General features: G+C 70.3%; 23 protein-coding genes. 12 read left to right on the top strand and 11 right to left on the bottom strand.

Translation table 11 applies throughout. The features are described from left to right. Nucleotide 1: 1 nt before the first annotated feature. From ABD255_RS29735 to ABD255_RS29720, 4 genes are read right to left on the bottom strand one after another with little or no spacing between them, the layout of a single operon-like run. Nucleotides 2-646 carry a response regulator gene (locus tag ABD255_RS29735; protein WP_344219814.1) on the bottom strand — a complete coding sequence of 215 codons (645 nt, stop codon included), beginning with the start codon at nt 644-646 and terminating at the stop codon, nt 2-4. After that, nucleotides 643-1863: a sensor histidine kinase gene (locus ABD255_RS29730; protein WP_344219812.1), complete on the bottom strand. Its 1221-nt coding sequence runs from the start codon at nt 1861-1863 to the stop codon at nt 643-645. Before ABD255_RS29730 ends, ABD255_RS29735 begins: the two co-directional genes overlap by 4 nt. A 44-nt stretch (nt 1864-1907) precedes the next feature. After that, nucleotides 1908-2750 carry an ABC transporter permease gene (locus ABD255_RS29725; RefSeq protein ID WP_344219810.1) on the bottom strand — a complete coding sequence of 281 codons (843 nt, stop codon included), beginning with the start codon at nt 2748-2750 and terminating at the stop codon, nt 1908-1910. Then, nucleotides 2747-3610, bottom strand: a complete 864-nt coding sequence (locus ABD255_RS29720) for an ABC transporter ATP-binding protein (protein ID WP_344219807.1) — start codon at nt 3608-3610, stop codon at nt 2747-2749. The genes ABD255_RS29725 and ABD255_RS29720 overlap by 4 nt, the downstream gene beginning before the upstream one ends. Before the next feature lie 181 nt (nt 3611-3791). Here ABD255_RS29720 and ABD255_RS29715 point away from each other — a divergent pair, with 181 nt between their 5' ends. Then, nucleotides 3792-4886: an S-(hydroxymethyl)mycothiol dehydrogenase gene (locus ABD255_RS29715; RefSeq protein WP_344219805.1), complete on the top strand. Its 1095-nt coding sequence runs from the start codon at nt 3792-3794 to the stop codon at nt 4884-4886. Then, entirely contained in the window at nt 4886-5491 is a 606-nt protein-coding gene (locus ABD255_RS29710; RefSeq protein WP_344219803.1) for an MBL fold metallo-hydrolase, read from the top strand. Before ABD255_RS29715 ends, ABD255_RS29710 begins: the two co-directional genes overlap by 1 nt. Here the strand turns inward: ABD255_RS29710 and ABD255_RS29705 are convergent. From ABD255_RS29705 to ABD255_RS29695, 3 genes are read right to left on the bottom strand one after another with little or no spacing between them, the layout of a single operon-like run. Next, entirely contained in the window at nt 5484-6896 is a 1413-nt protein-coding gene (locus ABD255_RS29705) for an MmgE/PrpD family protein (RefSeq protein ID WP_344219802.1), read from the bottom strand. The genes ABD255_RS29710 and ABD255_RS29705 overlap by 8 nt on opposite strands. Then, the gene (locus ABD255_RS29700; protein ID WP_344219800.1) at nt 6893-7732 is read right to left on the bottom strand and encodes a cyclase family protein; all 840 of its coding nucleotides are present in this window, start codon (nt 7730-7732) and stop codon (nt 6893-6895) included. Before ABD255_RS29700 ends, ABD255_RS29705 begins: the two co-directional genes overlap by 4 nt. A 34-nt stretch (nt 7733-7766) precedes the next feature. After that, the gene (locus ABD255_RS29695) at nt 7767-8546 is read right to left on the bottom strand and encodes an IclR family transcriptional regulator (protein WP_344219799.1); all 780 of its coding nucleotides are present in this window, start codon (nt 8544-8546) and stop codon (nt 7767-7769) included. A gap of 219 nt (nt 8547-8765) precedes the next feature. Here ABD255_RS29695 and ABD255_RS29690 point away from each other — a divergent pair, with 219 nt between their 5' ends. The 10 genes from ABD255_RS29690 to ABD255_RS29645 are packed head-to-tail and all read left to right on the top strand — an operon-like array spanning nt 8766 to nt 19543. Further along, on the top strand, nt 8766-10010 hold the full coding sequence (locus ABD255_RS29690; protein WP_344219797.1) for an ABC transporter substrate-binding protein: 1245 nt from the start codon (nt 8766-8768) through the stop codon (nt 10008-10010). An 11-nt stretch (nt 10011-10021) separates the two neighbouring features. After that, nucleotides 10022-11029, top strand: a complete 1008-nt coding sequence (locus ABD255_RS29685) for a branched-chain amino acid ABC transporter permease (RefSeq protein ID WP_344219795.1) — start codon at nt 10022-10024, stop codon at nt 11027-11029. Continuing rightward, complete coding sequence (locus ABD255_RS29680; RefSeq protein ID WP_344219793.1) at nt 11026-12066, top strand: branched-chain amino acid ABC transporter permease; 1041 nt, start codon at nt 11026-11028, stop codon at nt 12064-12066. The genes ABD255_RS29685 and ABD255_RS29680 overlap by 4 nt, the downstream gene beginning before the upstream one ends. Further along, complete coding sequence (locus ABD255_RS29675; protein WP_344219791.1) at nt 12063-12797, top strand: ABC transporter ATP-binding protein; 735 nt, start codon at nt 12063-12065, stop codon at nt 12795-12797. The genes ABD255_RS29680 and ABD255_RS29675 overlap by 4 nt, the downstream gene beginning before the upstream one ends. Then, entirely contained in the window at nt 12784-13485 is a 702-nt protein-coding gene (locus tag ABD255_RS29670; RefSeq protein ID WP_344219790.1) for an ABC transporter ATP-binding protein, read from the top strand. The genes ABD255_RS29675 and ABD255_RS29670 overlap by 14 nt, the downstream gene beginning before the upstream one ends. After that, nucleotides 13485-14822, top strand: a complete 1338-nt coding sequence (locus ABD255_RS29665; RefSeq protein ID WP_344219789.1) for an MmgE/PrpD family protein — start codon at nt 13485-13487, stop codon at nt 14820-14822. The genes ABD255_RS29670 and ABD255_RS29665 overlap by 1 nt, the downstream gene beginning before the upstream one ends. Then, nucleotides 14822-15484, top strand: coding sequence for an aspartate/glutamate racemase family protein (locus ABD255_RS29660; RefSeq protein ID WP_344219788.1), 663 nt, complete (start codon nt 14822-14824; stop codon nt 15482-15484). The genes ABD255_RS29665 and ABD255_RS29660 overlap by 1 nt, the downstream gene beginning before the upstream one ends. Further along, the gene (locus ABD255_RS29655) at nt 15481-16884 is read left to right on the top strand and encodes an FAD-dependent oxidoreductase (RefSeq protein WP_344219787.1); all 1404 of its coding nucleotides are present in this window, start codon (nt 15481-15483) and stop codon (nt 16882-16884) included. The genes ABD255_RS29660 and ABD255_RS29655 overlap by 4 nt, the downstream gene beginning before the upstream one ends. Continuing rightward, the gene (locus tag ABD255_RS29650) at nt 16881-18356 is read left to right on the top strand and encodes a dihydroorotase (protein ID WP_344219785.1); all 1476 of its coding nucleotides are present in this window, start codon (nt 16881-16883) and stop codon (nt 18354-18356) included. The genes ABD255_RS29655 and ABD255_RS29650 overlap by 4 nt, the downstream gene beginning before the upstream one ends. After that, nucleotides 18353-19543, top strand: a complete 1191-nt coding sequence (locus tag ABD255_RS29645; RefSeq protein ID WP_344219783.1) for a CaiB/BaiF CoA transferase family protein — start codon at nt 18353-18355, stop codon at nt 19541-19543. The genes ABD255_RS29650 and ABD255_RS29645 overlap by 4 nt, the downstream gene beginning before the upstream one ends. Nucleotides 19544-19549: 6 nt before the next feature. On the opposite strand, the gene ABD255_RS29640 is transcribed toward ABD255_RS29645, so the two are convergent. From ABD255_RS29640 to ABD255_RS29625, 4 genes are all read right to left on the bottom strand, one after another. Further along, nucleotides 19550-19945: a Fur family transcriptional regulator gene (locus tag ABD255_RS29640; RefSeq protein WP_344219781.1), complete on the bottom strand. Its 396-nt coding sequence runs from the start codon at nt 19943-19945 to the stop codon at nt 19550-19552. A 69-nt stretch (nt 19946-20014) separates the two neighbouring features. Next, nucleotides 20015-21019 (bottom strand): metal ABC transporter permease, encoded by a 1005-nt coding sequence (locus ABD255_RS29635; protein ID WP_344219780.1) that lies wholly within the window; start codon nt 21017-21019, stop codon nt 20015-20017. After that, nucleotides 21016-21810 (bottom strand): metal ABC transporter ATP-binding protein, encoded by a 795-nt coding sequence (locus ABD255_RS29630; protein WP_344219779.1) that lies wholly within the window; start codon nt 21808-21810, stop codon nt 21016-21018. The genes ABD255_RS29635 and ABD255_RS29630 overlap by 4 nt, the downstream gene beginning before the upstream one ends. Continuing rightward, entirely contained in the window at nt 21807-22802 is a 996-nt protein-coding gene (locus ABD255_RS29625) for a metal ABC transporter substrate-binding protein (protein ID WP_344219778.1), read from the bottom strand. The genes ABD255_RS29630 and ABD255_RS29625 overlap by 4 nt, the downstream gene beginning before the upstream one ends. Nucleotides 22803-22831: the final 29 nt, after the last annotated feature.

Below are 22831 nucleotides of genomic sequence, written 5' to 3'. Positions count from 1 at the left end.
CTCAGCGGCGGGGCGACGGTAGTAGGCCTCGCTCTATGGCAACTGTCACTGCTCGGGTGCGGTCGTCTACGTCCAGCTTGGTGAAGAGGCGTTGTAGGTGGGTTTTGACGGTGGCCTCGCCGATGAAGAGTTCTCGGCCGATTTCGGCGTTGCTCAGGCCGCGGGCGACCGCGGCCAGGACCTCTAGTTCGCGCGGGGACGGCTGGGCCGCGGCGGGTGCGGCCGGAGTACGGAGGCGGGACATCAGGCGGGCGGCTACCGGTGGGGCTAGGACGGTTTCGCCGCGGGAGGCGGCGCGGATGCCGTCCAGGAGATCGGCGTGCGGGGTGTCCTTCAGCAGATAGCCCGCGGCGCCGGCTTCGACGGCGTGGAGGATGTCGGTGTCCGTGTCGTACGTCGTCAGCACCAGCACCTTCGTCGACGGATACCCCGACACGATGGCGCCGGTCGCCGAGACGCCGTCTCGTCGCGGCATCCGCAGGTCCATCAGGACGACATCCGGGCGGGTCGCCTCGACCAGCGCGAGTGCTTCCTCGCCGTCGCCGGCCTCGCCAACCACCTTGATGTCGTCGGTGACGGCCAGCATCCCGATCAGGCCGGACCGAACCACCGGGTGATCGTCGACCACCAGCACCCGTACCTTCACGAAGCCTCCCGATTTGTCGCTGGGATGAGTACCTGAACCCGAGTACCGCGACCCGGCGCGGTGTCCACCTGAACAGTCCCGCCGGACTCTTCGACCCGACCCCGCATGGCCGCGAGACCGAACCCGGCAGCCGCGGCCAACGGCTCGAAGCCGGACCCGTCATCGCTGATCTCGATCGCCACCCCGTCAGCCGACATGCCGAGCGTGATCAGCACCCGAGTAGCCCCCGCATGCTTGCGCACGTTGGCGAGCGACTCCTGCGCCGCCCGCAGCAACACCACCTGCTGACCCTGCGGCAGCGCGGCCACCTCGTCGTCCGGCAGGTCAAGCGAGACCTGTACGTCGACGCCCGTCTCCGCCGCGAACCGCTCAGCCTGCCGCCGCAGTACTTCGGTCAGCGTCGCGCCCGACAGCGCCACCGGGGTGAAGGCCGCCACGAGCGCACGTGCCTCGGCAAGATTCTCCCGAGCCGTGTCCTCGATCGCGGCCAGCCGGGCGGCGACCGGTTCCGCAGTACCGCGGGCGAGCTCGACGGCGCCGGTCTGGGCGAGCATCACGATGCTGGTCATGCCCTGCGCCAGGGTGTCGTGGATTTCGCGGGCCATCCGTTCGCGCTCGGCCATCACCCCGGCCGTGTGGTGCGCGGCGGCGAGTTCGTCGCGGGTGGCCTGGAGTTCGTGGATCAGTTCGGCGCGTTGCTCGCTCTGGTTGATCACCTTGTCGATCCAGATGCCGAGCAGCAGGCTCACCACCAGGCTGATGAGCATCCACGGCAGGATGTTCCAGAACGCGTCCATGGTCAAGCCGGCCTGCCACAGTTGGGCTGTCCCGACCGCGGTGATCAGCAGCAGGCTGAAGATCACCGCGTCGAGGATCCGGTCGCTCAGCAGCCAGATCTGTGGCGAGACGATGAACATGATGAAGGTGGACTGCGGGTAGATCGCCACCGCGCCGGCGACGCAGCAGATCATCAGCAACCGGTAGAGGTGGGACGGCAGTTCGTGCCGCGACACCATCGCCGGCTTGGCGATGAACTGGTATCCGAGGCCGAGGAGGCCCAGCAGGCTCAGGTAGACGATCCGCTGCCGCGCACTGAAGTCGGGGGAGATCAGCGAGGCTGAGGCGATGACGCCGAGCAGGGTCCAGAACACGACGTGCCAGGCGACCAGCGTACGAACCCAGACCGGCTCGTCGACCTTCCCGCTGGCTTCTTCCATGCCCACCATCTTCCTCCAGCCGCGGCGCACGCTCGCCAGCATGGTCAGCCGGCATCCCGGCGGGTCCAGCGGAACACCCGCTGCCCGACGACCAGCCCGACCACGAGCCAAGCCGACAACACCAGAGCACCGAGCCCCAACTGCCAAGACCCACCAGGCTCGTTCACCTCGTAGCCCTCCGGCAGGAACACCGACCGCATCCCCTGCGCAAGCCACTTCAGCGGGAAGATCTCTGCGACACCGCGCATCCAGGCCGGGAGGCTGCTGTACACGAAGTACACGCCGGAGATGAACTGCAGCAGCAGGACCACCGGCGTGACGACCGCGGACGCCGCCTTACCCGACTTCGGTACGACGGAGAACGCGATCCCCAGCACCGAGCCGGACGCCGTACCGAGGACGAAGATCCACAGGAAGTGCAGCCACTTCTCCGGAGCGGTCGGGATGTCCACCCCGAGCAGCAGCCCGGCGATCGCGAGCAGCAGCCCGAACTGCGCGACCGAGGTGACCAGGACCAGCCCGATCTTGCCGATGAAGTAGGACTGCGGCGACATCGGCGTACCGCGCAGCCGCTTCAGTAGGTCCTCGTCGCGTTCCATCGCGATGGTGATCGCGAGCGACTGGAAGCTGGTCAGGAAGATGCCGGAGGCGATCATCCCGGGGGTGAAGTAGGTGGCCGCGTTGACGCCGTCGCCGAAGTCGGAGTCGCCGAAGACGGCGGAGAAGATGGCCAGGAAGATGATCGGGAAGAAGAACGTGAAGAGCAGTTGCTCCTTCTCGCGGAAGAACTGCTTCACCTCCAGCCCGACCCTGGACAGGCCGACCGTGAGCGTCGACGGCAGCGGCTTGGCGGTGACCTCGCGGACCGGCGCGGTGGCGCTGCTCATCGAACGGCTCCTTCCAAAGAAGCGATCAGTTCCAGATAGATGTCTTCCAGACTCGGCCGCCGGATCTCGAGTTCTGGTACCTCACCGTCGAACCGAGCCATCAGCGCCGCGACCTCCGCGGTCGGCCGATCAGTCCGTACTTCGTGCGCCCCGTCGGCGTCCAGCCAGGACACCCGCGCGGTGCGGGCTCCGCGACCGCCGAGGGTTTCCGGGGTCCCGACCTCGATCATCCGGCCGTCCGCGATCACGCCGACCCGGTCGGCCAGGTGCTCGGCCTCATCCAGGTAGTGGGTGGTGAGCAGGACGGTGGTGCCCTCGGTGCGCAGGTTCTCGATCAGGGTCCAGAACTGGCGCCTGGCCTCGGGGTCGAACCCGGTCGTCGGCTCGTCCAGGAACAGCAGTTCCGGGTTGCCGACGACGCCGAGCGCGACGTCGAGGCGGCGCCGCTGGCCGCCGGACAGCTTGCGGGTCCGGGTCCTTCGCTTCTCCTCCAGCCCAACCGAGGCGATCACCTCGTCCGCGTCGCGCGGCGCGGGGTAGTAGCCGGCGTAGTGGCTGACGAGTTCGGCGACGGTCAGTTCCGCCTCGTCCCGGGAGGTCTGCGCCACGATCCCGAGCCGGCTGCGCCAGACCCGGTCGCCCTTGCCGGGGTCGACCCCGAGGACGCTGATCTCGCCCTCGTCCGCACGGCGGTACCCCTCCAGCACCTCCGTGGTCGTGGTCTTGCCGGCGCCGTTCGGGCCGAGCAGGGCGAACACCTCGCCGCGGTGGATGTCGAGATCGACCCCGGCCACGGCGACCTTGCCCGGATAGCGCTTCACGAGTCCCCGGACCCGCACCGCATCGTCTGTCTGCGTCATGGCTCAACCTTCCCGTTCCCGGCACCGGCCCGGGGAGCGCCGGATGGCGGACCGGCTGTCCCCCGACCGGTGGACAGACCCCGGCAGTCCAGCCCATTTCTCCGGTTCGTCCGCCCGGGAATTCCGCGGCGCGACGCGCGGAAGGCTGACGGACACGGGTCTCGGCGGCTAGCGTCGGCGCATGAGCCAGACCGTGCGTGGAGTAGTCGCCCTGAGCAAGGGCGCCCCGGTGACCATCGAAGAGATCACGATCCCCGACCCCGGTCCGGGGGAGGCGGTCGTGCAGGTGCAGGCCTGCGGGGTCTGCCACACCGACCTGCACTACCGCGAGGGCGGGATCAACGACGAGTTCCCGTTCCTGCTCGGCCACGAGGCGGCCGGCATCGTGGAGTCGGTCGGCGAGGGTGTCACCGACGTCGCGTCCGGCGACTTCGTCGTACTGAACTGGCGGGCCGTCTGCGGGAACTGTCGCGCCTGCCTGCGCGGCCGCCCGTGGTACTGCTTCAACACGCACAACGCCGAGCAGAAGATGACCCTTGCCGACGGCACCGAGTTGTCGCCCGCGCTGGGCGTCGGCGCCTTCGCCGAGAAGACGCTGGTCGCCGCCGGCCAGTGCACGAAGGTCGACCCGGCCGCGAAGGCCGAGGTGGCCGGACTGCTCGGCTGCGGAGTGATGGCCGGCCTGGGCGCCGCGGTGAACACCGGCACCGTCGGCCGTGGTGACACCGTCGCCGTGATCGGCTGCGGCGGCGTCGGTACGGCGGCCGTCGTCGGCGCGCGGCTCGCCGGAGCCGCGAAGGTGATCGCGCTCGACATCGACCAGCGCAAGCTCGACGTCGCCCAGGAACTCGGCGCGACCCATACGGTCAACTCCAAGGACCTCGACCACGATGGCGTGGTCACCGCGGTCCAGGAACTCACCGGCGGTTTCGGCGCGGACGTGGTGATCGACGCGGTCGGGCGGCCGGAGACCTGGAAGCAGGCCTTCTACGCCCGCGACCTGGCCGGGACGGTCGTCCTGGTCGGTGTCCCGACGCCGGAGATGCGGCTCGAGATGCCGTTGCTCGACTTCTTCGGCCGGGGCGGTTCGCTCAAGTCCAGTTGGTACGGCGACTGCCTGCCGAGCCGCGACTTCCCGATGCTGATCGACCTGCATCTGCAGGGCCGGTTGCCGCTGGACCGGTTCGTGTCGGAGACGATCGCGCTGGACGAGGTGGAGGCGGCCTTCGGCAAGATGCACCACGGCGACGTACTGCGTTCGGTGGTGGTCTTCTGATGGTCGCCAGGATCGAACGACTCATCACCTCCGGCACCTTCAGTCTCGACGGCGGGACTTGGGACGTCGACAACAACGTCTGGCTGGTCGGTGACGACGACGAGGTGCTGGTGATCGACGCGGCCCACAACGCCGCCGCGATCGTCCGGGCGGTCGGGGATCGCCAGGTGGTGGCGCTGGTCTGCACGCACGGCCACAACGACCACATCAACGCGGCCGGCGAGGTCCGGGACGCGCTGAAGTGCCCGATCTGGATCAACTCGGCCGACACCATGCTCTGGGAGGCGGTGTACGACGACGCTCCCGACCACGACCTCGTCGACGGCACCACCTTCGAGGTTGCCGGGAGCACGGTGAAGGCGATCCACACGCCCGGCCACAGCCCCGGCAGCACGTCCCTCTACGCGGAGGACCTCGAGGCGGTCTTCACCGGCGACACCCTCTTCCACGGCGGCCCCGGCGCCACCGGCCGCTCGTACTCCGACAAGCCGACCATCCTTGAGTCGATCCGCACCAGGCTGCTCACCCTGCCGACCGGCACGGTCGTCCACACCGGCCACGGCGACACCACCACCATCGCCGCGGAGGTCGGCAACATCAGCTGATCCGGCCCCCGACCAGGGCCATCAGTTCCGCCACCTGAACCCCGTCCGGAAGACCGAGGGCCGCCGTGGCCAGCTCGGCCGCGGCTTCCCCGCTGATCGCCGCTACCGCGTTGAGCTCGAACTTGGTCCGCAGTTCCTCGCTCGACAGCGGGTTCTGCGGACCACCGCGGTTGACGTCGATCCGTACCTCGTGCCGGCTGCCGTCGATCAGGCGGACCCGCAGTACGGCGGGGAACTGTGCCGGGAAGATCTCGTCGCAGCGGGCGTCGGCCACGCAGGTCACCCGCGCGGCCAGCGCGAGCCGGGCCTCGTCGGCAGCGGCGGCGTCGGTGAAGTCGTCATGGCCGAGCCCGAGTCCGCCACCGCCGAGCAGGGCGGCGGCCACGGTGTACGGACCGCTGAAGGCGGCGTGGTACCCCGACTCCGGCCGGGCCTTCTCGGCGACCGGCTGCGCGACGGTTCGCAGTACCGGCGTCGGCAGGCCGAGCTCGAGGGTGTCGATGTCCTCGGCCTTGATGCCGTCGGCCCGGAGCCGCAGGGCCGCGTCGATGCCCGCGTGGGTGAAGTGGTTGCACGGGTAGGGCTTGAAGAAGATGCCGGGCAGCTCCCAGTGCTCGCCCAGCCGGTCGACCACGGCGTCCACGTCGGCTCGCTCGCCGCAGAACGCGTGCAGGAAGCCGAAGCGGCCCTCGATCACGGTGGGCGGACCGGTCAGCCCGTGCTCGGTCAGCTCGGTCGCGACCACGCCGGCGTGCGCCGCCCAGCCGCAGTGCACTCGCTTCACCGTGCCGCCGGTCCGGTTGGCCTCGAGCAGGCCGGAGCCCATGCTCGCCGCGATCCCGGCGGCGTGGGCGATGCCCTGCTCGTCCAGCCCGGCCACCATCGCGGCGGCGACGGCGGCACCGACGGCGCCGCAGATCGAGGTCGCGTGCTGACCGCGCTCGAAGAACTCGGAGTTGCCAAGCTCTCGGTCGTAACCACCCATGCCGAGCCGGACCGCCACCTCGATCCCGACGCCCGCCGCGTCGAGCAACGCCGTACCGGCGACGCCGCGCGCCTCGGCCATCGCCAGGGCGGCCGGCACCACCGGCGACGAGGGGTGCAGCACCGACGGCAGGTGGGTGTCGTCGAAGTCGAGACTGTGCGCGAGCGTTCCGTTCACCAGCGCGGCAGCGGCCGCCGGGACCTTCAGGCCGGTGCCGATCGCGGTCGCCTGCTCGGCGCCTCCCCAGGCCCCGACCACGCCGGAAACCGCGCGCGCGGACGGCTGGGAGGTGGCTGCCAGACTGTTCCCCAGCACATCGAGCACGCGGCGGGCCACGTCCACCCGCAACTCGGCCGGCAACCCCTCGGCTCTGACGTCGGCGGCGAGCCGGGCCAGCCGCTGGACGATGGTGGCGCTCATGCCTGCACTGCCGCGAAGGGTCGGATCGGCGAGCCGGTGCCGCCGACAATCCGGAGCGGCGCCATCACGAACACGAACTCGGTCAGCCCCTCGGCCGCGGCATCCTCCAGCGCCAGGTGCTCGATGATGTTGATGCCACCCTCCACCAGCAGGATCCGGTGCACCGGCAGCACGCTGTGCCCGGCGCCCGGTGAGATCTGTTCGTACGCCGTGGTGTCCGATCCGGTCACGCGTACTCCGGACTCGAGCAGCCAGCGGGCACCGTCCTCGGTGACCCCGGGGACTCCGTCCTGCTGACCGAGATAGGTCGGCGCGTCGTCGAAGTTGCGGGCCCAGCCGGTCCGGACCAGGGCGACATCGCCATGACGGACCTCGACACCGGCCCGGTCCGCGGCGGCCCGCAGGTCGGCCGCGGTCACGCCGTACCCGGCGGGGAGGATGTCGACGCCGTGCACGGCGGCCACGTCGAGGAGCACGCCGCGGCACAACAGGGCGGGCGTGTGCTCGGCGCCGAGCGCGGAGAACCGTCCACCGGTCTGTGCCTCGAAGGCGTCGACGCCGCCGTGCAGCAGACCGTCGTGGCTCACGTGGGACAGCGCGTCGACATGGGTGCCGACGTGGCCGCCGGTGACGATCAGTTCGTTCGCGGCCGATCCGCCGTCCGGCCGGACCATGTCACCGTGCCGCCGCTGCAGGCTCATCCGGAAACCCGGGTGGTTCGGCGAGCAGGGCATCCCGGTGAAGAACGGGTGACCGAGTTCGATCACCCGCACCCCGGAACTGACGGCGGCGAGCAACGCGTCGGCTGCCGTCGAGATGGTCTGGCCGGTCGTCATGCATCTACTCCTGGGTCGGTGGAGGGGAGAGGGTTCAGCGGGTGGGAAGGCCGCCGCGCCAGCCGAGGGCGCGGGAGATCTCGTCGGCGGCGCTGCGCAGGACGGGGATGAAGCGCTCGGTGGTGGTGTCGTCGATCCGGGCGCCCGGCCCGCAGACCGAGATCGCCCCGAGCACCGAGCCGTCGAACCCGAACACCGGCGCGGCGACCGACGCCGCACCGGCCTGGCGCTCGCCGTCGGATCGCGCGTAGCCGCAGCCGGCCACCCGGTCGAGCCGCTCGGACAGTGCGGCGGCGTCGACGATGGTCCGGTCGGTCAACGCGGTCAGCTCACCGGCCAGGACCACGTCCCGCTCGGCGGCCGGCAGGAACGCCAGGATGCAGGTGCTCGAACTCCCGGCGTGCAGCGGGAACCGGCGGCCGACCTCGACGGTCATCTTGATCTCGAGGCCGCTCTCGACCTGGTCGAGGTAGACCCGTCCGCCGGGGACGACCGCCGACACCGTGGTGGTCTCACCGGTCAGCCGCTGCAGTTCCCGCAGGACCGGCATCGCGGCGGTGCGCAGCCGCGACTCGCGCAGCGCCCGGGCGCCGAGGGCGGCGGCCGCCGGGCCGAGGCTGTAACCGCGGCTGTCCGAGTGGCTGGCGATCAGGCCGCGCTGGAGCAGCGTCTGCAGGATCCGGTGCACCACGGCCTTGGACAGGTCGAGCTCGCGAGCGATCGCGGAGACCCCGAGAAAGTCCGGTCCGTCGGTGAACAACATGAGTACGTCCGCGACCCGGGCCGCCGCCTCCGTGCCTGCACTGTCGGCCATCCCAGCCCCTCTCCCGACGTCCCGATCTGTCGCCGTTCCGTTCAGCGGAACATCATCTCACCACGTCACGGTGTGCTCCGTCAACGCTCAATTCCGTTGATATACACGGAGAATCGCACCTTTTTGCCGTGACTGCTTGACCGGCCGGGGTGCCGGTGCCACTGTTGTGCCTCAGGCTGTTCCGGCCACCGGAACATTACCCTCTTGCCAGGAGCGGACATGAAGAAGACCTGGATCGCCGTCGCGGTCGTCGCGGCGCTGCCTCTCGCCGGCTGCGGTGGTTCGGCTCCGGCCGGCGCCGGTGGCGGCGCGCAGGATCGGGCCACCGGTGACCCGATCAAGATCGGCTCGCTGCATCCGCTGAGCGGATCGGCCGCCGCGGACGGCCAGCAGATGGAGAACGGCGCCAAGCTCGCCGTCGAGGCGGTGAACGCGGCCGGCGGGATCAAGTCGCTCGGCGGCGCCAAACTCGAACTGCTCAGTGCCGACACCCAGGGCAAGCCCGAGGTCGGCCAGAGCGAGGCGCAGCGGATCGTCTCCGAAGGTGCGGTCGCGCTGGTCGGGACCTATCAGAGCGCGGTCAGCGCGACCGTCTCGACCGTTGCCGAGCGCAACAAGGTGCCGTTCGTCATCGACATCTCCAGCTCCGACTCACTACTGTCCCAGGGCTACAAGAACGTGTTCCGGATCCAGCCCAGCTCGAAGGTGATGGGCACCCAGGGCGCGCAGTACCTGAGCGAGGTGTCCAAGGCCGCCGGCAAGCCGGCCGCCAAGGTGGCGATCCTGCACGAGCAGGGCCCGTTCGGCACCACGGTCAAGGACGGTTTCGCGGCCGAGGCGGCCAAGCTCGGGATGCAGGTCGTGTCGGCGGTCAGCTACGACCCGGCCAGCGTCTCGGACTTCACCACCCAGGTGGCCGCGGTCAAGGCGTCCGGCGCGAACGTGCTGATGGTGTCCGGCTACTACCGCGACGGCGTGCTGCTGGCCCAGGCGGTGAAGACGGTGAAGCCCGGGCTGGACGCGGTCTTCGGGGTCGCCAACGGTGCCTTCGACGTTCCGCAGTTCCCGGCCGAGGCGGCCGGCGCGGGCGATGGCTTCTTCGACTCCAACTACCACTTCGACGCCAAGAACCCTGAGACCGTGGCGCTCGCGGCGAAGTTCAAGGCTGCGTACAAGGCCGAGATGCGGACCGGTGCGGTGCTGTCCTACGACGCTGTCCGGGTGATCGCGGCCGCGCTGGAGAAGGCCGGCAAGGCCGAGCCGGCGGCGGTCCGGGACGCGATCGCGCAGACCGACCTGGCCTCGCTGATCGCGACCAAGGGCCCGATCTCGTTCGACGAGACCGGTGAGAACAAGAACGCGATGCCGATCCTGACCCAGGTGCAGGGCCAGAAGGTGGTCCAGGTGTTCCCCGCCGACAAGGCCGAGGCCAAGCCCGTCTACCCGGCGTCACCGGGACAGTGAGCCGCGCACCGATGAGCACCGACACGACAACCGCCGAGGCGGTCGCGGCCGAGCCCCGCGACCGCGGCCGGTGGCGGCGCGGGCCCTACCTGCGGATCGCGGTGACACTCGTCCTCGTGGTCGCGGCGATCGTGCTCGCCTATGCCCGGTCGGGCAGCGGCACGATCGTCATGCAGGCGATCGTCACCGGTGTCCTGGTCGGCGGCGTCTACGGCCTGACCGCGATGGGGCTGACGCTGATCTTCGGCGTGCTCGACATCGTCAACTTCGCCCACGGCGCGTTCCTGGCCCTCGCCCTGTTCGTGTCCTACTGGCTGGTCTCCGCCGTCGGGCTCCATCCGTACCTGGCGCTGCTCGTCTGCGTGCCGGCGATGTTCGGCCTGGGCGTGCTGATCCAGCGCGGCGTGCTGTCCCGGGCGATGGGCAAGCCGCTGCAGAACCAGTTGCTGATCACCCTCGGGATCTCGTTGCTGATCGAGAACTCCCTGCTGCTGTTCTTCGGCGCGGATCCGCGGTCGGTCGAGTTGCCGGGGGAGCGCGGCGTCCACATCCTCGGCGCGGTCGCCGATCTGTCCCGGGTGCTCGCCTTCCTCGGCGCGCTGGTGCTGGCCGGCCTGCTGTTCCTGCTGCTGCAGAAGACCCGGCTCGGTACCGCGATCCGGGCGGTCGCCGCGAACGACCTGGGTGCCCAGTTGGTCGGCATCGACACCCGCCGGATCTATGCGATCACCTTCGCCGTCGGTACGGCGTGCGCCGGCGCGGCGGGGACGCTGCTCGCGCCATTGGTGACCATCGAGCCGCACACCGGCGCCCTGTTCAACATCATCGCCTTCGTGGTCGTGGTGCTCGGCGGCATGGGCAACGTGGTCGGCGCGCTCGTCGGCGGCATCCTGATCGGCCTGGTCGAGCAACTCGGCGCCCTGTACCTGCCGGGCCAGAGCCCGCTGCTGTCGGTGTTCGTCGTGTTCGTGCTGGTGCTGTTCCTCCGTCCGCAGGGCCTGTTCGGGAGGTCGTCATGACCGCGACCGCCGCGGAGCCCCGCGCGACCGAAACCCCGCTGCCCAGGCTGCCGTGGAACCGCCACCTGGCCGTGCTCGGTGTGCTGGCGGTCGTGATGATCCCGCTACCGCTGGTGCTGCCGGCGGCTCAGCAGGCGGTCGCCGTCCGGGTGCTGATCTTCGCGCTGATGGCGATCGGCTGGAACGTGATGAGCGGCTTCGGCGGCATGTTCAGATTCGGCCACGCGGCGTACTTCGGGATCGGCGCGTACACGACGGCCCGGCTGGTCGCCGAGCAGGGCGTCACCCCGTGGCTGGGGATGGTGCTGGGCGCCGTGTTCGCCGCGGCGTTCGCCGTCGTCATCGGCTTCTTCTCGCTGCGCTACCGGCTGAAGGGCGCGTACTTCGCCCTGGCCACCTTCGCCTTCGCCGAGATGCTCCGGTTGCTCGCCACCAACAGCGACTTCGTGAACCGGGCGGTGGGCTACAACATCCCGCTGGAACCCGAATCGTCCTGGGCGATGCTGCAGTTCGAGCCGGGCTCGCCGAACTACGTCTGGATCGTGGCGGCGCTGACCGTCCTGGCGATGGCCGCGAGCATCTTCTTCGCGCGCTCGCGGACCGGGCAGTTCGTCCAGGCTGCCCGGGACGACGCGGATGCCGCCGCCTCGGTGGGGATCCCGGTGGTCCGCTGCAAGCTGATGGCGATGGCGTTGTCCGCGGCGATCACCGCCGTCGCCGGCGCCTTCTACGTCCAGTACTACCTGTTCATCGATCCCGAGCTGGCCTTCGGTTCCGGGGTGTCGATCCAGGCGATCCTGCCGGCCGTGATCGGTGGTGTCGGCACCATCTGGGGGCCGCTGATCGGTGCTGCCGTGCTCGGTCCGCTCAGCGACGTGACCGCGACGCTGCTGCGCAACCCACCGCCCGGGCTCGAGTTCCTGCAGGGCCGCGGTGGACTGGACGTGATCGTGTACGCCGTCCTGCTGATCGTGATCGTGCTGGCGCTCCCGCAGGGGATCTACGGCGCCCTCCGAGACAGGTGGTCCCGCCGATGACGCTTCTCACGGTGGAGGGGGTCAGCAAGTCGTTCCGTGGTCTGCGGGCGGTCGACGACGTCGGCTTCGAGGTGACCGAGGGCTCGGTGCTCGGCATCATCGGACCGAACGGCGCCGGCAAGACCACTTTGTTCAACGTGGTCGCGGGCGCTCTCACGCCGGACTCGGGCGCGGTGCATCTGGGCGGCCGCGACATCACCGGCCTGCCGCCACACCGGATCACCGCCGCCGGGATGGCCCGCACGTTCCAGTTGATGAAGCCGTTCGTCTCGATGTCCGTGCTCGACAACGTCGCCGTGGCCGTGATGGCCGGCGGCGGCTCCCGGCGTACCGCGCGGACGGTGGCGGCCGAGATCGTCGAACGGGTCGGTCTCGGGCAGTGGCGGGACCAACGCAGCGACGGGTTGCCGACGGCGGCCCTGAAACGGCTCGAGCTCGCCAGGGCGCTGGCCGGCAGGCCGCGGGTGCTGCTGCTCGACGAGGTGCTGGCCGGCCTGGTCCCGGCCGAGCGGGCTCCGGTGATGGAACTGCTCGAGGACCTGCGCGAGAACGAGGGCACCACGCTGGTGTTCGTCGAGCACATCATGGCCGCCGTGATGCGGCTGTCCGACTCGGTCCTGGTGCTCGACATGGGCCGGGTGCTGACCTCGGGGCCGCCGGCCGAGGTCGTTCGCGACCCACGGGTGATCGAGGCCTACCTGGGAGAGGAGCCCACCGGTGTTGAGTCTTGAGGCGGTGAGCGCGGGGTATCACGGGCTGGCGATCCTGCACGAGCTCGACCTGACCGTCGGCGAGGGGGAGATCGTCGCCCTGGTCGGGGCCAACGGCGCGGGCAAGACCACCACGCTGCGGACCATCTCGGGCATGGTCCGGCCCAGCAGCGGCTCGATCACCTTCGACGGCCGCCGGGCCGACGGGGCCCGCACCAGCGACCTGGTCGCCCGTGGTCTGGTCCAGGTGCCCGAGGATCGCGCCTTGTTCGGACCGCTGACAGTCGAGGAGAACCTGCGGATGGGCGGTTGGCTCCGGGGTCGCGACCGGCTCGACGAAGCTCTCGCCGAAGTCCACGAACTCTTCCCGATCCTCGCCGAACGCGGCAAGCAGGCGGCCGAGACGCTGAGTGGTGGTCAGCAGCAGATGCTCGCCATCGGCCGCGCGCTGATGGCGCGGCCGAAGCTGCTGATGCTGGATGAGCCCTCGACCGGCTTGTCGCCCAAGCTCACCTGGGCAGTGCTGGATGCCATCAAGACGATCCGCGATCGCGGCGTCGCTGTGTTGCTGGTCGAGCAGAACGCGCACCAGGCCCTCGCTCTCGCGGACCGGGCCTACGTCCTCGAGAGCGGGACCTCGGTGCTGTCGGGTCCCGGACCGGAACTCGCCCGCGACGATCGGGTGCGCGCGGCGTACCTGGGGTTGTGATGAAGGCGGAAGCCGCGGCTGCCACCCGCGAGCTCGGTGCGTGGGTGACTGACCTGCACTGGGACAAGGTCCCGGACCGGGTGCAGCGTCGCCTGGGTCTGGTCCTGCTCGACTCGCTCGGCGTCACGATCGTCGGCGCGCGCCAGGCCGAGCAGCGTGCGCTCATGGCCGCTTGGCCTGTGTCACCAGGGCGTTCCCCCGTCCTCGGCGGTGGTAGCTCGACCTCCGTCGAGACCGCTGCGTGGCTGAATGCGATGGCGCTGGTTCGGCTGGAGCTGGACGAGGGACACAAGTTCGCGGCCGGTCACCCGCTGGCCCACGGTCTGCCCGCGGTCCTCGCGTTGGCAGCCGAGCTGGGCTCCGCCGGAGTGGACACCGCGGCGGCGCTGCTGGCGACGTACGAGGTCGGGGCGCGGTTCGGCCGGGCCACGCGGCTCAATCCGGGTTCACACCCGCACGGCAGCTGGGGTGTCGCCGGCGCGGCAGCGGGATGTGCTCGGCTGCTCGGGCTGGACGCGGAGGCAGTAGCCGCCGCCATCGACACCGGGGCGGGCCTACCCGTCGCAGGGCATTTCGACTCGGCCCTCGACGGCAACCCGGTCCGGGACGCGTGGATGGCGGCCTCGAACCTCTCGGGTCTGGCAGCTGCCAGGATGGCCGCCGCCGGCGTCGCACGCTGCACCGGTACTGCGGCCCTCAGCCTCGGCGGACTCCTCGGAACCTTCGACCCCTCGGCCCTGACAGACGAACTCGGCGATCGCTGGGACGTCGAGCTGGGCTACTTCAAACGCCACGCGTCCTGCTCCTTCACCCACCCGGCCGCGGATGCCGCTCTGCGACTCCGCGAGGAGATCGGCCTCGATGCAGTGGGCCGGATCGACTCGGTGGTCGTCGAGACCCATCGGCTGGCCGCAGGACTCGACCGGACCCGGTGGGACGAGCGACTGGCCGCCTTGTTCTCCATCCCGTTCGTGGTCGCGTCCGCTCTGATCCACGGCCAGGTGGGTCCTTCGGTCTCGGAGCCGGAGTTCCTGTTCCACCCCGAAGTAGCAGGTCTTGCTGCCAAGGTTTCGGTCCAGCGCGCCGACGACCTCGACGCACGGTTGCCGAGCGAGCGGGCCACCAGGGTGCGCCTGACCGTCGACGGGATGTCGCGGCAGGTCGAAGTACCGAACCCGATCGGGGACGCGGCCTACCACCCACTCGACGAAGAGCAGGTACTGCGGCTGCTGACCGACCTGCTCGACGATCCAGCGACCGTGCGGGCCGTGCACGAGGTGGCCACCGGGCTGCCCGGCTGCGCCGACGTCGCGCCCTTGCTGCAACGACTCGCCTGATGAACGCTCGGAAGGACACCATGCGGATCTTCGCCACCACCCCGATCCACGTCGGCTCAGCCGAGCTCGCCCGGCGCCAGAGCCGGTACGACGAACTCTGCCCCGACTGGATCCGGATCACCCTGCGGGACCTCGACCCCGACGCGCCCGGATCCCTGGAGACGGCTGCCGACATCCGGGAGTCCGAGGAACGCGTGGTAGAGGTACTGCGAGCCGTCCCGTCCGGGTACGACGCGGTCCTCGCCGACTGCATCCTCGATCCGGGCGGGCCCGAGTTCGCGGCCGAGTCCGAGGTGCGGGTGCTCGGCCTGCTCCGGATGAGCTTCGGCTGGGAGGTGTGCACGGGTCGCCGGCCCGGAGCGGTCGCCCGGAACCAGGCGATCGCGGACGAACTCGCCGACCGGGTCGCGTCGTACGGCTGGGCGGATTCGTTCAGCGGGGTCGAGGTGCTCGGCCTCGGTGTCGAGGCCATTGCCGTGGGCAACCAGTGGGACGAGGCGGCGGCCGGTGCGGTCGATCGGCTCGGAAAGACCGGCGCGGTCACTGTGATCAACGGCTGCTCGGCCGTCGAACTGCCGCCCCGCGAGGTCGCGGGCGGCGCGCGGCTGGTCGACCCGACGGCGCTGGCGCTCCGGCTGCTGGCCACCGGTGAGGCCCGATGAGCGCCGACGGGCCGGATCTTGTCGTCGCCGGCGCGGGTGGCGGCCTGGTGGGCGCGTTGCGCGCCGCCCGGCATGGCCGCGACGTCCTCGTGGTCGAGGCGAGCGAGCACTTCCGGCGCGGCAACAACACGTCGATGTCGACCGCGATGATCCCCGGCGTCGGCACCCGCTGGCAGCGCGACGCGGGGGTCTCGGACTCGCCCGCCCGGTTCGTCGGCGATGTGCTGGCGAAGACCAAGGGGACCGGCGATGCCGGGCTCGCGGGCGCCCTGGCCGTCGCCAGTGGGCCGATGCTGGAGTGGCTCGCCGACGAGATCGGCCTGCCCCTCACCCTCGTCACCGACTTCCGCTATCCGGGGCACTCGGTGGATCGCTGCCACACGATCGAAGGCCGGCACGGAGCGAGGTTGCTGGAGCAGTTGCTCGTCGCCGTGCGGTCGTCGGCGCGGATCGACTTGCTCGTCCCGGCCCGGCTGGTCGACGTACGGGTCGAGGACGGCCACGTCGTCGCGGCGGTGATCGAGCAGCCGGACGGCACCCGGGAGGAGATCCCGACCGGATCGGTGCTGCTGGCAACCAATGGGTTCGGCGCCGACCGGTCCCTGGTCGAGCGGCACCTGCCGGGGATCGCCGGCGCCGTGTACCACGGCAGCGAGGCGTCGCGGGGTGACGCGCTGCGCATCGGCAGCCGGCTCGGTGCGGCCACCGCTCTGCTCGACGCCTACCAGGGGCACGCGGCGCTGGCCCAGCGATCGGCCACGCTGGTCGGCTGGGCCACGGTGATGCACGGTGGATTCATGCTCGACCTGACCGGCCGCCGCTTCGGCGACGAGACCACCGGCTACTCGGAGTACGCCGAGGCGCTCGCCGCGCGACCCGAGTCCACCGGCTGGCTCGTGTTCGACCAGCGCGTCTTCAACCTCTGCATGTCCTTCACCGACTTCAAGGAGACCGTCGGAGCCGGCACCCTGGTCTGGGCCGACACCCCGGCCGAACTGGCCCGGGTCACCTCGCTGCCCACCGACGCCGTCGTCGCGGAACTCGCCGAGACAGCCGTAGCCGCTGAGGGATCTGTCGCGGACCGGTTCGGGCGGACGAACTTCGAGCAGGCGCTGGCGCCGCCGTACGCCGCGGTGAAAGTGGTGCCGGCGCTGTTCCACACCCAGGGTGGTCTCGTCGTCGACGGACACGCCCGGGTACTGCGCCAGGACGGCGTACCGATCGAAGGTCTCTACGCCTCGGGTGGCGCGGCCGCCGGCATCTCGGGCCACGGCGCCTCGGGGTACCTGGCCGGCAACGGCCTGCTGCCCGCACTCGGCCTGTCGTTCCTGGCCGCGGAGCACCTCGGTGCCCCCCGACCTGCCCCCGTTGAGGCCCCTGTTGAGGAAGGTTCCCGATGAGCAAGCTGCACACCCTGGTCAAAAATGTCACCGTGGTCCGCCCGGACGTCGACGGTTCGCCCGATGGCGAGCAACTCGACCTCGGCATCCTGGACGGCCGGTTCGTCCGGGTCGAGCCGTCGATCGATCCGGCCGACGCCGAGCAGGTGGTCGACGGCCGCGGCCGGATCGCCTTCCCCGGCGTGGTCGACGCCCACCAGCACTGGGGCATCTACAACCCGCTGAGCGAGGACGCCGCGACGGAGAGCCGGGCGAGTGCCCAGGGCGGCGTCACCACCGGCCTCACCTACATGCGGACCGGGCAGTACTACCTCAACCGCGGCGGCCCGTACGCCGAGTTCTTCCCGCAGGTGCTGGCCCAGTCCGAAGGCAGGTCGTACATCGACTACGGCTTCCACCTGGCTCCGATGATGCGCGAGCACATCGACGAGATCCCGAGCATCATCGAGGACTTCGGCGTCACCTCGTTCAAGATCTTCATGTTCTACGGCAGTCACGGACTGCACGGCCGGTCCTCGGACCAGAGTTCGTTCCTGATGATCCCCGAGGGGGAGCGGTACGACCTCGCGCACTTCGAGTTCGTCATGCGCGGCGTCCAGGCGGCCCGGGAGAAACTGGCCGAGAAGGCGCGGCACATCTCGCTGTCGCTGCACTGCGAGACCGCCGAGATCATGACCGCGTACACGAAACTGGTCGAGGCCGATGGCGGCCTGACCGGGCTCGCCGCGTACAGCGCCTCCCGGCCGCCGCACTCCGAAGGCCTCGCGGTCACGATCGCGTCCTTCCTCGCCGACGAGACCGGCCTGCCGAACGTCAACCTGCTGCACCTGTCGTCGCGCAAGGCCCTGCAGGCCGCGATGCGGATGGCGAACACCTTCGAGCACGTCGACTTCCGCCGCGAGGTGACCGTCGGCCACCTGCTCGCCGACGTGGACACCGCGCACGGACTGGGCGGCAAGGTGAACCCGCCGCTGCGGCCGCGCGAAGACGTCGAGGCGCTGTGGGAGTACGTCCTGGACGGCAGCGTCGACTGGGTGGTCAGCGACCACGCCTGCTGCAAGGACGAGCAGAAGTTCGGCGATCCGCGCGACGACATCTTCGCGGCGAAGTCCGGCTTCGGCGGGGCGGAGTACCTGCTGCCCGGGCTCGTCGGCGAGGGTCGCCGGCGCGGCCTGTCCTACCAGCGGATCGCGCAACTGACCTCGTGGAACCCGGCCCAGCGCTACGGCCTGCTCAGCAAGGGCACCATCGGCGCCGGGTACGACGCGGACTTCTGCCTGGTCGACCCGAACCGGTCCTGGACCGTGCACGCCGAGGACTCGGAGTCCACCCAGGAGTACACGCCGTTCGAGGGCTTCGAGGTCGGCGCCACCGTGACCGACACCTGGGTCCGCGGCCGCCAGGTTCTTGCCGACGGCAACATCACCGGCAGCCCCGAGGGCCGCTACGTCCACCGCCCCAGCACCCGATGAGCGGACCGCTCGAAGGACTGCGGGTACTGGACGCGTCCACCATCCTGGCCGGTCCGCTGGCGGCACAGATCCTCGGTGACTACGGCGCCGAGGTGATCAAGGTGGAGCACCCGGCCCGCGGTGACGGGATGCGCGGGCACGGGCTCGACAAGGACGGCGAATCGCTGTGGTGGAAGATGATCAGCCGCAACAAGCGGACGATCGGCCTCTACCTCGGCGACCCCGACGGCGCGCGCGTCTTCCGGGACCTCGCCGCCACCGCCGACATCGTGGTCGAGAACTTCCGTCCCGGCACGCTGGAGCGCTGGGGCCTCGGCTACGAGGTGCTGTCCGCAGCCAACCCCGGCCTGATCCTGCTCCGCGTCACCGGCTTCGGCCAGACCGGCCCGTACGCCGCGCGCCCGGCCTTCGGCACCCTGGTCGAGGCGATGAGCGGCTTCGCCCACCTCACCGGTGAACCGGACGGGCCACCGACCCTGCCCGCCTTCGGACTGGCCGACTCGATCGCGGGCGTGGCCGGGGCGGCGGCCGTCTCGATGGCCCTGCTGCACCGCGCCTCGACCGGCCAGGGGCAGGTGATCGACCTCGACCTGCTGAGCCCGATCATGACGGCGGTCGGTCCCGGCGTGATCTACGCCGACCAACTCGGCATCGACCAGGAGCGGACCGGCAACAGGTCGCAGAACAACGCGCCGCGCAACACCTATCGGACGGCGGACGGGCACTGGCTGGCGATCTCGACCAGCGCCAACACGGTGGCCGAACGAGTTCTCAAGCTCGTCGGTCACCCGGAGGTGGTGGACGAGCCCTGGTTCGGCACCGGGCGGGAGCGGGCGCAGCACGCGGACCTGCTGGACGCCTGCGTCGGTGACTGGATCGCGGCCCGGACCCGGTCTGAGGTGCTGGCTGCCTTCGAGGACGCCGGCGCCGCGGTCGCTCCGGTCTACAAACCGAGCGAGTTGATCGAGGACCCACAGGTGAAGGCGCTCGACCTCGTCACCACGGTCGAGGACGAGACGCTGGGCCCGATCCGGATGCAGAACGTGATGTGGCGGATGAGCAGAACGCCCGGCTCGATCCGGAGTACCGGCCGCCCGCTCGGCCAGGACACCGACGCCGTACTCAGCGAGGTGGGTCTGGACGCCGACGCGATCGAAGACCTTCGCCGCCGCGGTGTGGCCGGCTGAACCCGGTCAGGCAGGCTTCTGGCAGTCGGCGCAGGTGCCGAAGATCTCCAGGGTGTGGCTGATGTCGGCGTAGCCGTGCTCGGCGGCGACCTTGTCGGCCCAGCGCTCGACGGCCGGGCCCTCCACCTCGACGGTGCGGCCGCAGTTACGGCAGACCAGGTGATGGTGGTGCCCCTTCGAGCACCGCCGGTACGCCGTCTCGCCGTCGGCCGTGCGCAGCACGTCGACCTCGCGGGAGTCGGCCAGGGCCTGCAGGGTGCGGTAGACCGTGGTCAGGCCGACGGCCTCGCCCGCGGTCCGGAGCTCCTGGTGGATCTCCTGAGCCGTCCGGAAGTCGTCGAGGTTGTCGAGCGCGGAAGCGACCGCTGCGCGCTGACGGGTCGAGCGTGTTCCGATGGCCACCGTTCCTCCAGTCATCCCGTCACCATGTTTTCCGCGGCAACGCCGCCAATTCTCTCAGAAGTCAACAAGTCAGTGCTCATCCCAGTGGTCCCCGTGCGCCGCGTGCAGGTGACCGTCGTGAACGTAGTCGACATGATCGCCGTGTTCGACGGCCGGGTGGCCGCACTTCTGGTCGTGGGCGTGCTGATGCGCGGTGCTGACGACGTGCGGCGCCGGCTCCGGTACGCCGACCTCGGGCTCCTCGTCCGGCAGCGGCGCGACCCGGCCCTGGCGCCGCCTGATCAGCGCGCCTGCCGTCGCCGCCACCACGAAGCCGGCCAGCGCGAGCACGACGATCGTGGCGCCGGGCGCGACGTCCGCGTGGTACGACGTGATGATGCCGGCCAGGCAGGCGGTCACCCCGATCGCACACGCGGTCACGAACGTACTCCGGAACGACCGCGTGACCTGCTGCGCGGTGGCCACGGGCACGACCATCAAGGCGCTGACCAGCAGCAACCCCACCGTCCGCATGGCCACCGTGACAGTCACCGCGGCCATCACCGCGATCAGCAGGTTCAGCAACTGCACCCGCAGCCCGGTGGTCCGCGCGAACTCCTCGTCCTGGCAGACCGCGAACAACTGCGGGCCGAGGCCGATCGCCACCACCAGGACGGCCACGGCCAGCCCCACGACGACGTACAGGTCGGTCGGGGAGACGGTGGTCAGCGAGCCGAACAGGTACGTGTTCAGCGTGGCCGCACCTTGCCCGGCCAGTCCGATGAGCAGTACTCCGCCCGCTATGCCGCCGTAGAACAGCAGCGCGAGGGCCACGTCACCACTGGCCTTCCCGCGAGCCCGGACCAGTTCGATCGCGGTAGCCCCGGCGATGGCGACGATGATCGCGGTCAGCACGGGCGCGGTCCCGGTCAGGAGACCCAGAGCCACACCGGTGATCGCGATGTGGCCGATGCCATCGCCCATCAGGGACAGCCGGCGCTGGACCAGGTACGTCCCGATGGCCGGGGCGGACAGACCGGTCAGCAGACCCGCGATCAGGGCCCGCTGCATGAACTCGAGCTCGAACAACGTCACGACAGCCACCCCGGCTCGTCTTGGCTGGACCCGTGCGGGTGGACATGGGCGTGGGTCTGCGACGCGTGCGGCGGACCGTCGTACACGATCCGGCCGCGGCGCAGGACGACCGAGCGGTCGATCAACGCGTCCATCGGGCCGAGGTCGTGACTCACCATCATCACGGTCGTACCGCGGGCGACGCGCTCGCGGATCGCCTGCGTGAAGATGCCCTGGCTGGCCAGGTCGACGCCCGCGGTCGGCTCGTCGAGGATCAGCAGTTCGGGGTCGGCGACCAGGGCCCGGGCGATCAGCACCCGCTGCTGCTGCCCGCCGGACAGCTCGGCGATCGCGTCCTTCCGCTGATCGGCCATGTCCACGATCTCCAGCGCCTGCTCGACGGCGGCACGATCAGCCGCCCTGAGCGGTCGGAACAGCTTCCGCTTGGACAGCAACCCGGACGACACGACCTCCTGGACAGTTGCCGGTACGCCGCCCGCCGCGGTGATCCGCTGCGGTACGTAACCGACGCGCTGCCACTGGCGGAACCGCGGCACCGGCGTACCGAAGAGCTTGACCTGGCCGCGGGCCGCCGGCAGCAGGCCGACGATCGTCCGGATCAGGGTGGACTTGCCGGAGCCGTTGGTGCCGAGGATCGCGACGACCTCGCCCTGGCGGACCTCCAGGTCGACGCCTCGAAGCACCAGACGACCGCCCAGGTCGACTGAGAGATCGGCGACCTGGACGGCCTTCGTGGCCTGACCGGGGTGATGGGCTGGGGTCAGAGATGACGCCGGGTTCTGCTGTGTCACGCGCAGCTGTTCGCCTTCCGGAGCTCCTGCAGGTTCTCGCGCATCAGCGAGAGGTAGGTCTCCTGGGAGTTCGCGTCCGACAGCCCCTCGATCGGGCTGAGGACCGCGGTCTTGACGTGGACGTCGCGGGCGATCGACTCGGCCACCTTCGGGCTGACGAGCTCCTCGTAGAAGATCGTGGTCACCTTCTGCTCGCGCACGATGTCCTGGACCTCCTTGATCCGCGCCGGGGTCGGCTCGGCGTCCGGGGTGAATCCGGCGATGCCGACCATCGTCAGACCGTACCGCTTCGCGAGGTAGGCGAACGCCTCATGACTCGTCACGAACGTCTTCAGTTCGCAGTCGGCCAGACCGGTCTTGAACTCCGTGTCGAGCTTGTTGACCTCGCCGAGCAGGGTGGCCGCGCGCTCCTTGTAACCGTCCGCGTTCGCAGCGTCCACGGCGACCAGTTTGTCGGTGACGGCCTGGACCACGCCGGCGTACCGGACCGGGTCGAGCCAGAAGTGCGGGTCGAGGTCGCCCTCGGTGAACGCGGCGGGCTTCACGCTGCCGGACGGCGTGGCACTGCCTTCGCCCTCGTGCTCCTCACCTTCGTGCTCCTCACCTTCGTGCTCCTCGAAGTCGGCGCCGGTGGCCTCGAGTTTCGCGGCCGGGGCGACGTCGAAGCCGGCCTCCTTGGCGTTCTGCGCCACCGCCTCGTCGACGGCCGGCTGCAGGCCCTTCTCGAAGACGACCAGCTTCGCGTCGCTGATCTCACCGACCTGCTTGGGGGTGAGCTCCAGGTCGTGCGGCTCGACACCGGGCGCGGTCAGGGTGGTGACGTTCACGGCGTCGCCCCCCACTGACTTGGCGATGAACTCGAGCGGGTAGAACGAAGTGACCACGTCGAGCTTGCCGCTGGAGCCGCCTGCGGAGGAGTCACCACAACCTGCCAGAGTGACGACGGCAAGGGCGGCGAGGCCGGCCACGACAGCACGAAGACTAGATCTCATGACAATCATTTTCATTTAATTGGGGATGG

It is taken from the genome of Kribbella sancticallisti, from assembly GCF_039530625.1.
Lineage (GTDB): Bacteria > Actinomycetota > Actinomycetes > Propionibacteriales > Kribbellaceae > Kribbella > Kribbella sancticallisti.
Note: the sequence above shows the minus strand (reverse complement) of the source record. Positions and strands in the feature narration are given on the sequence as shown.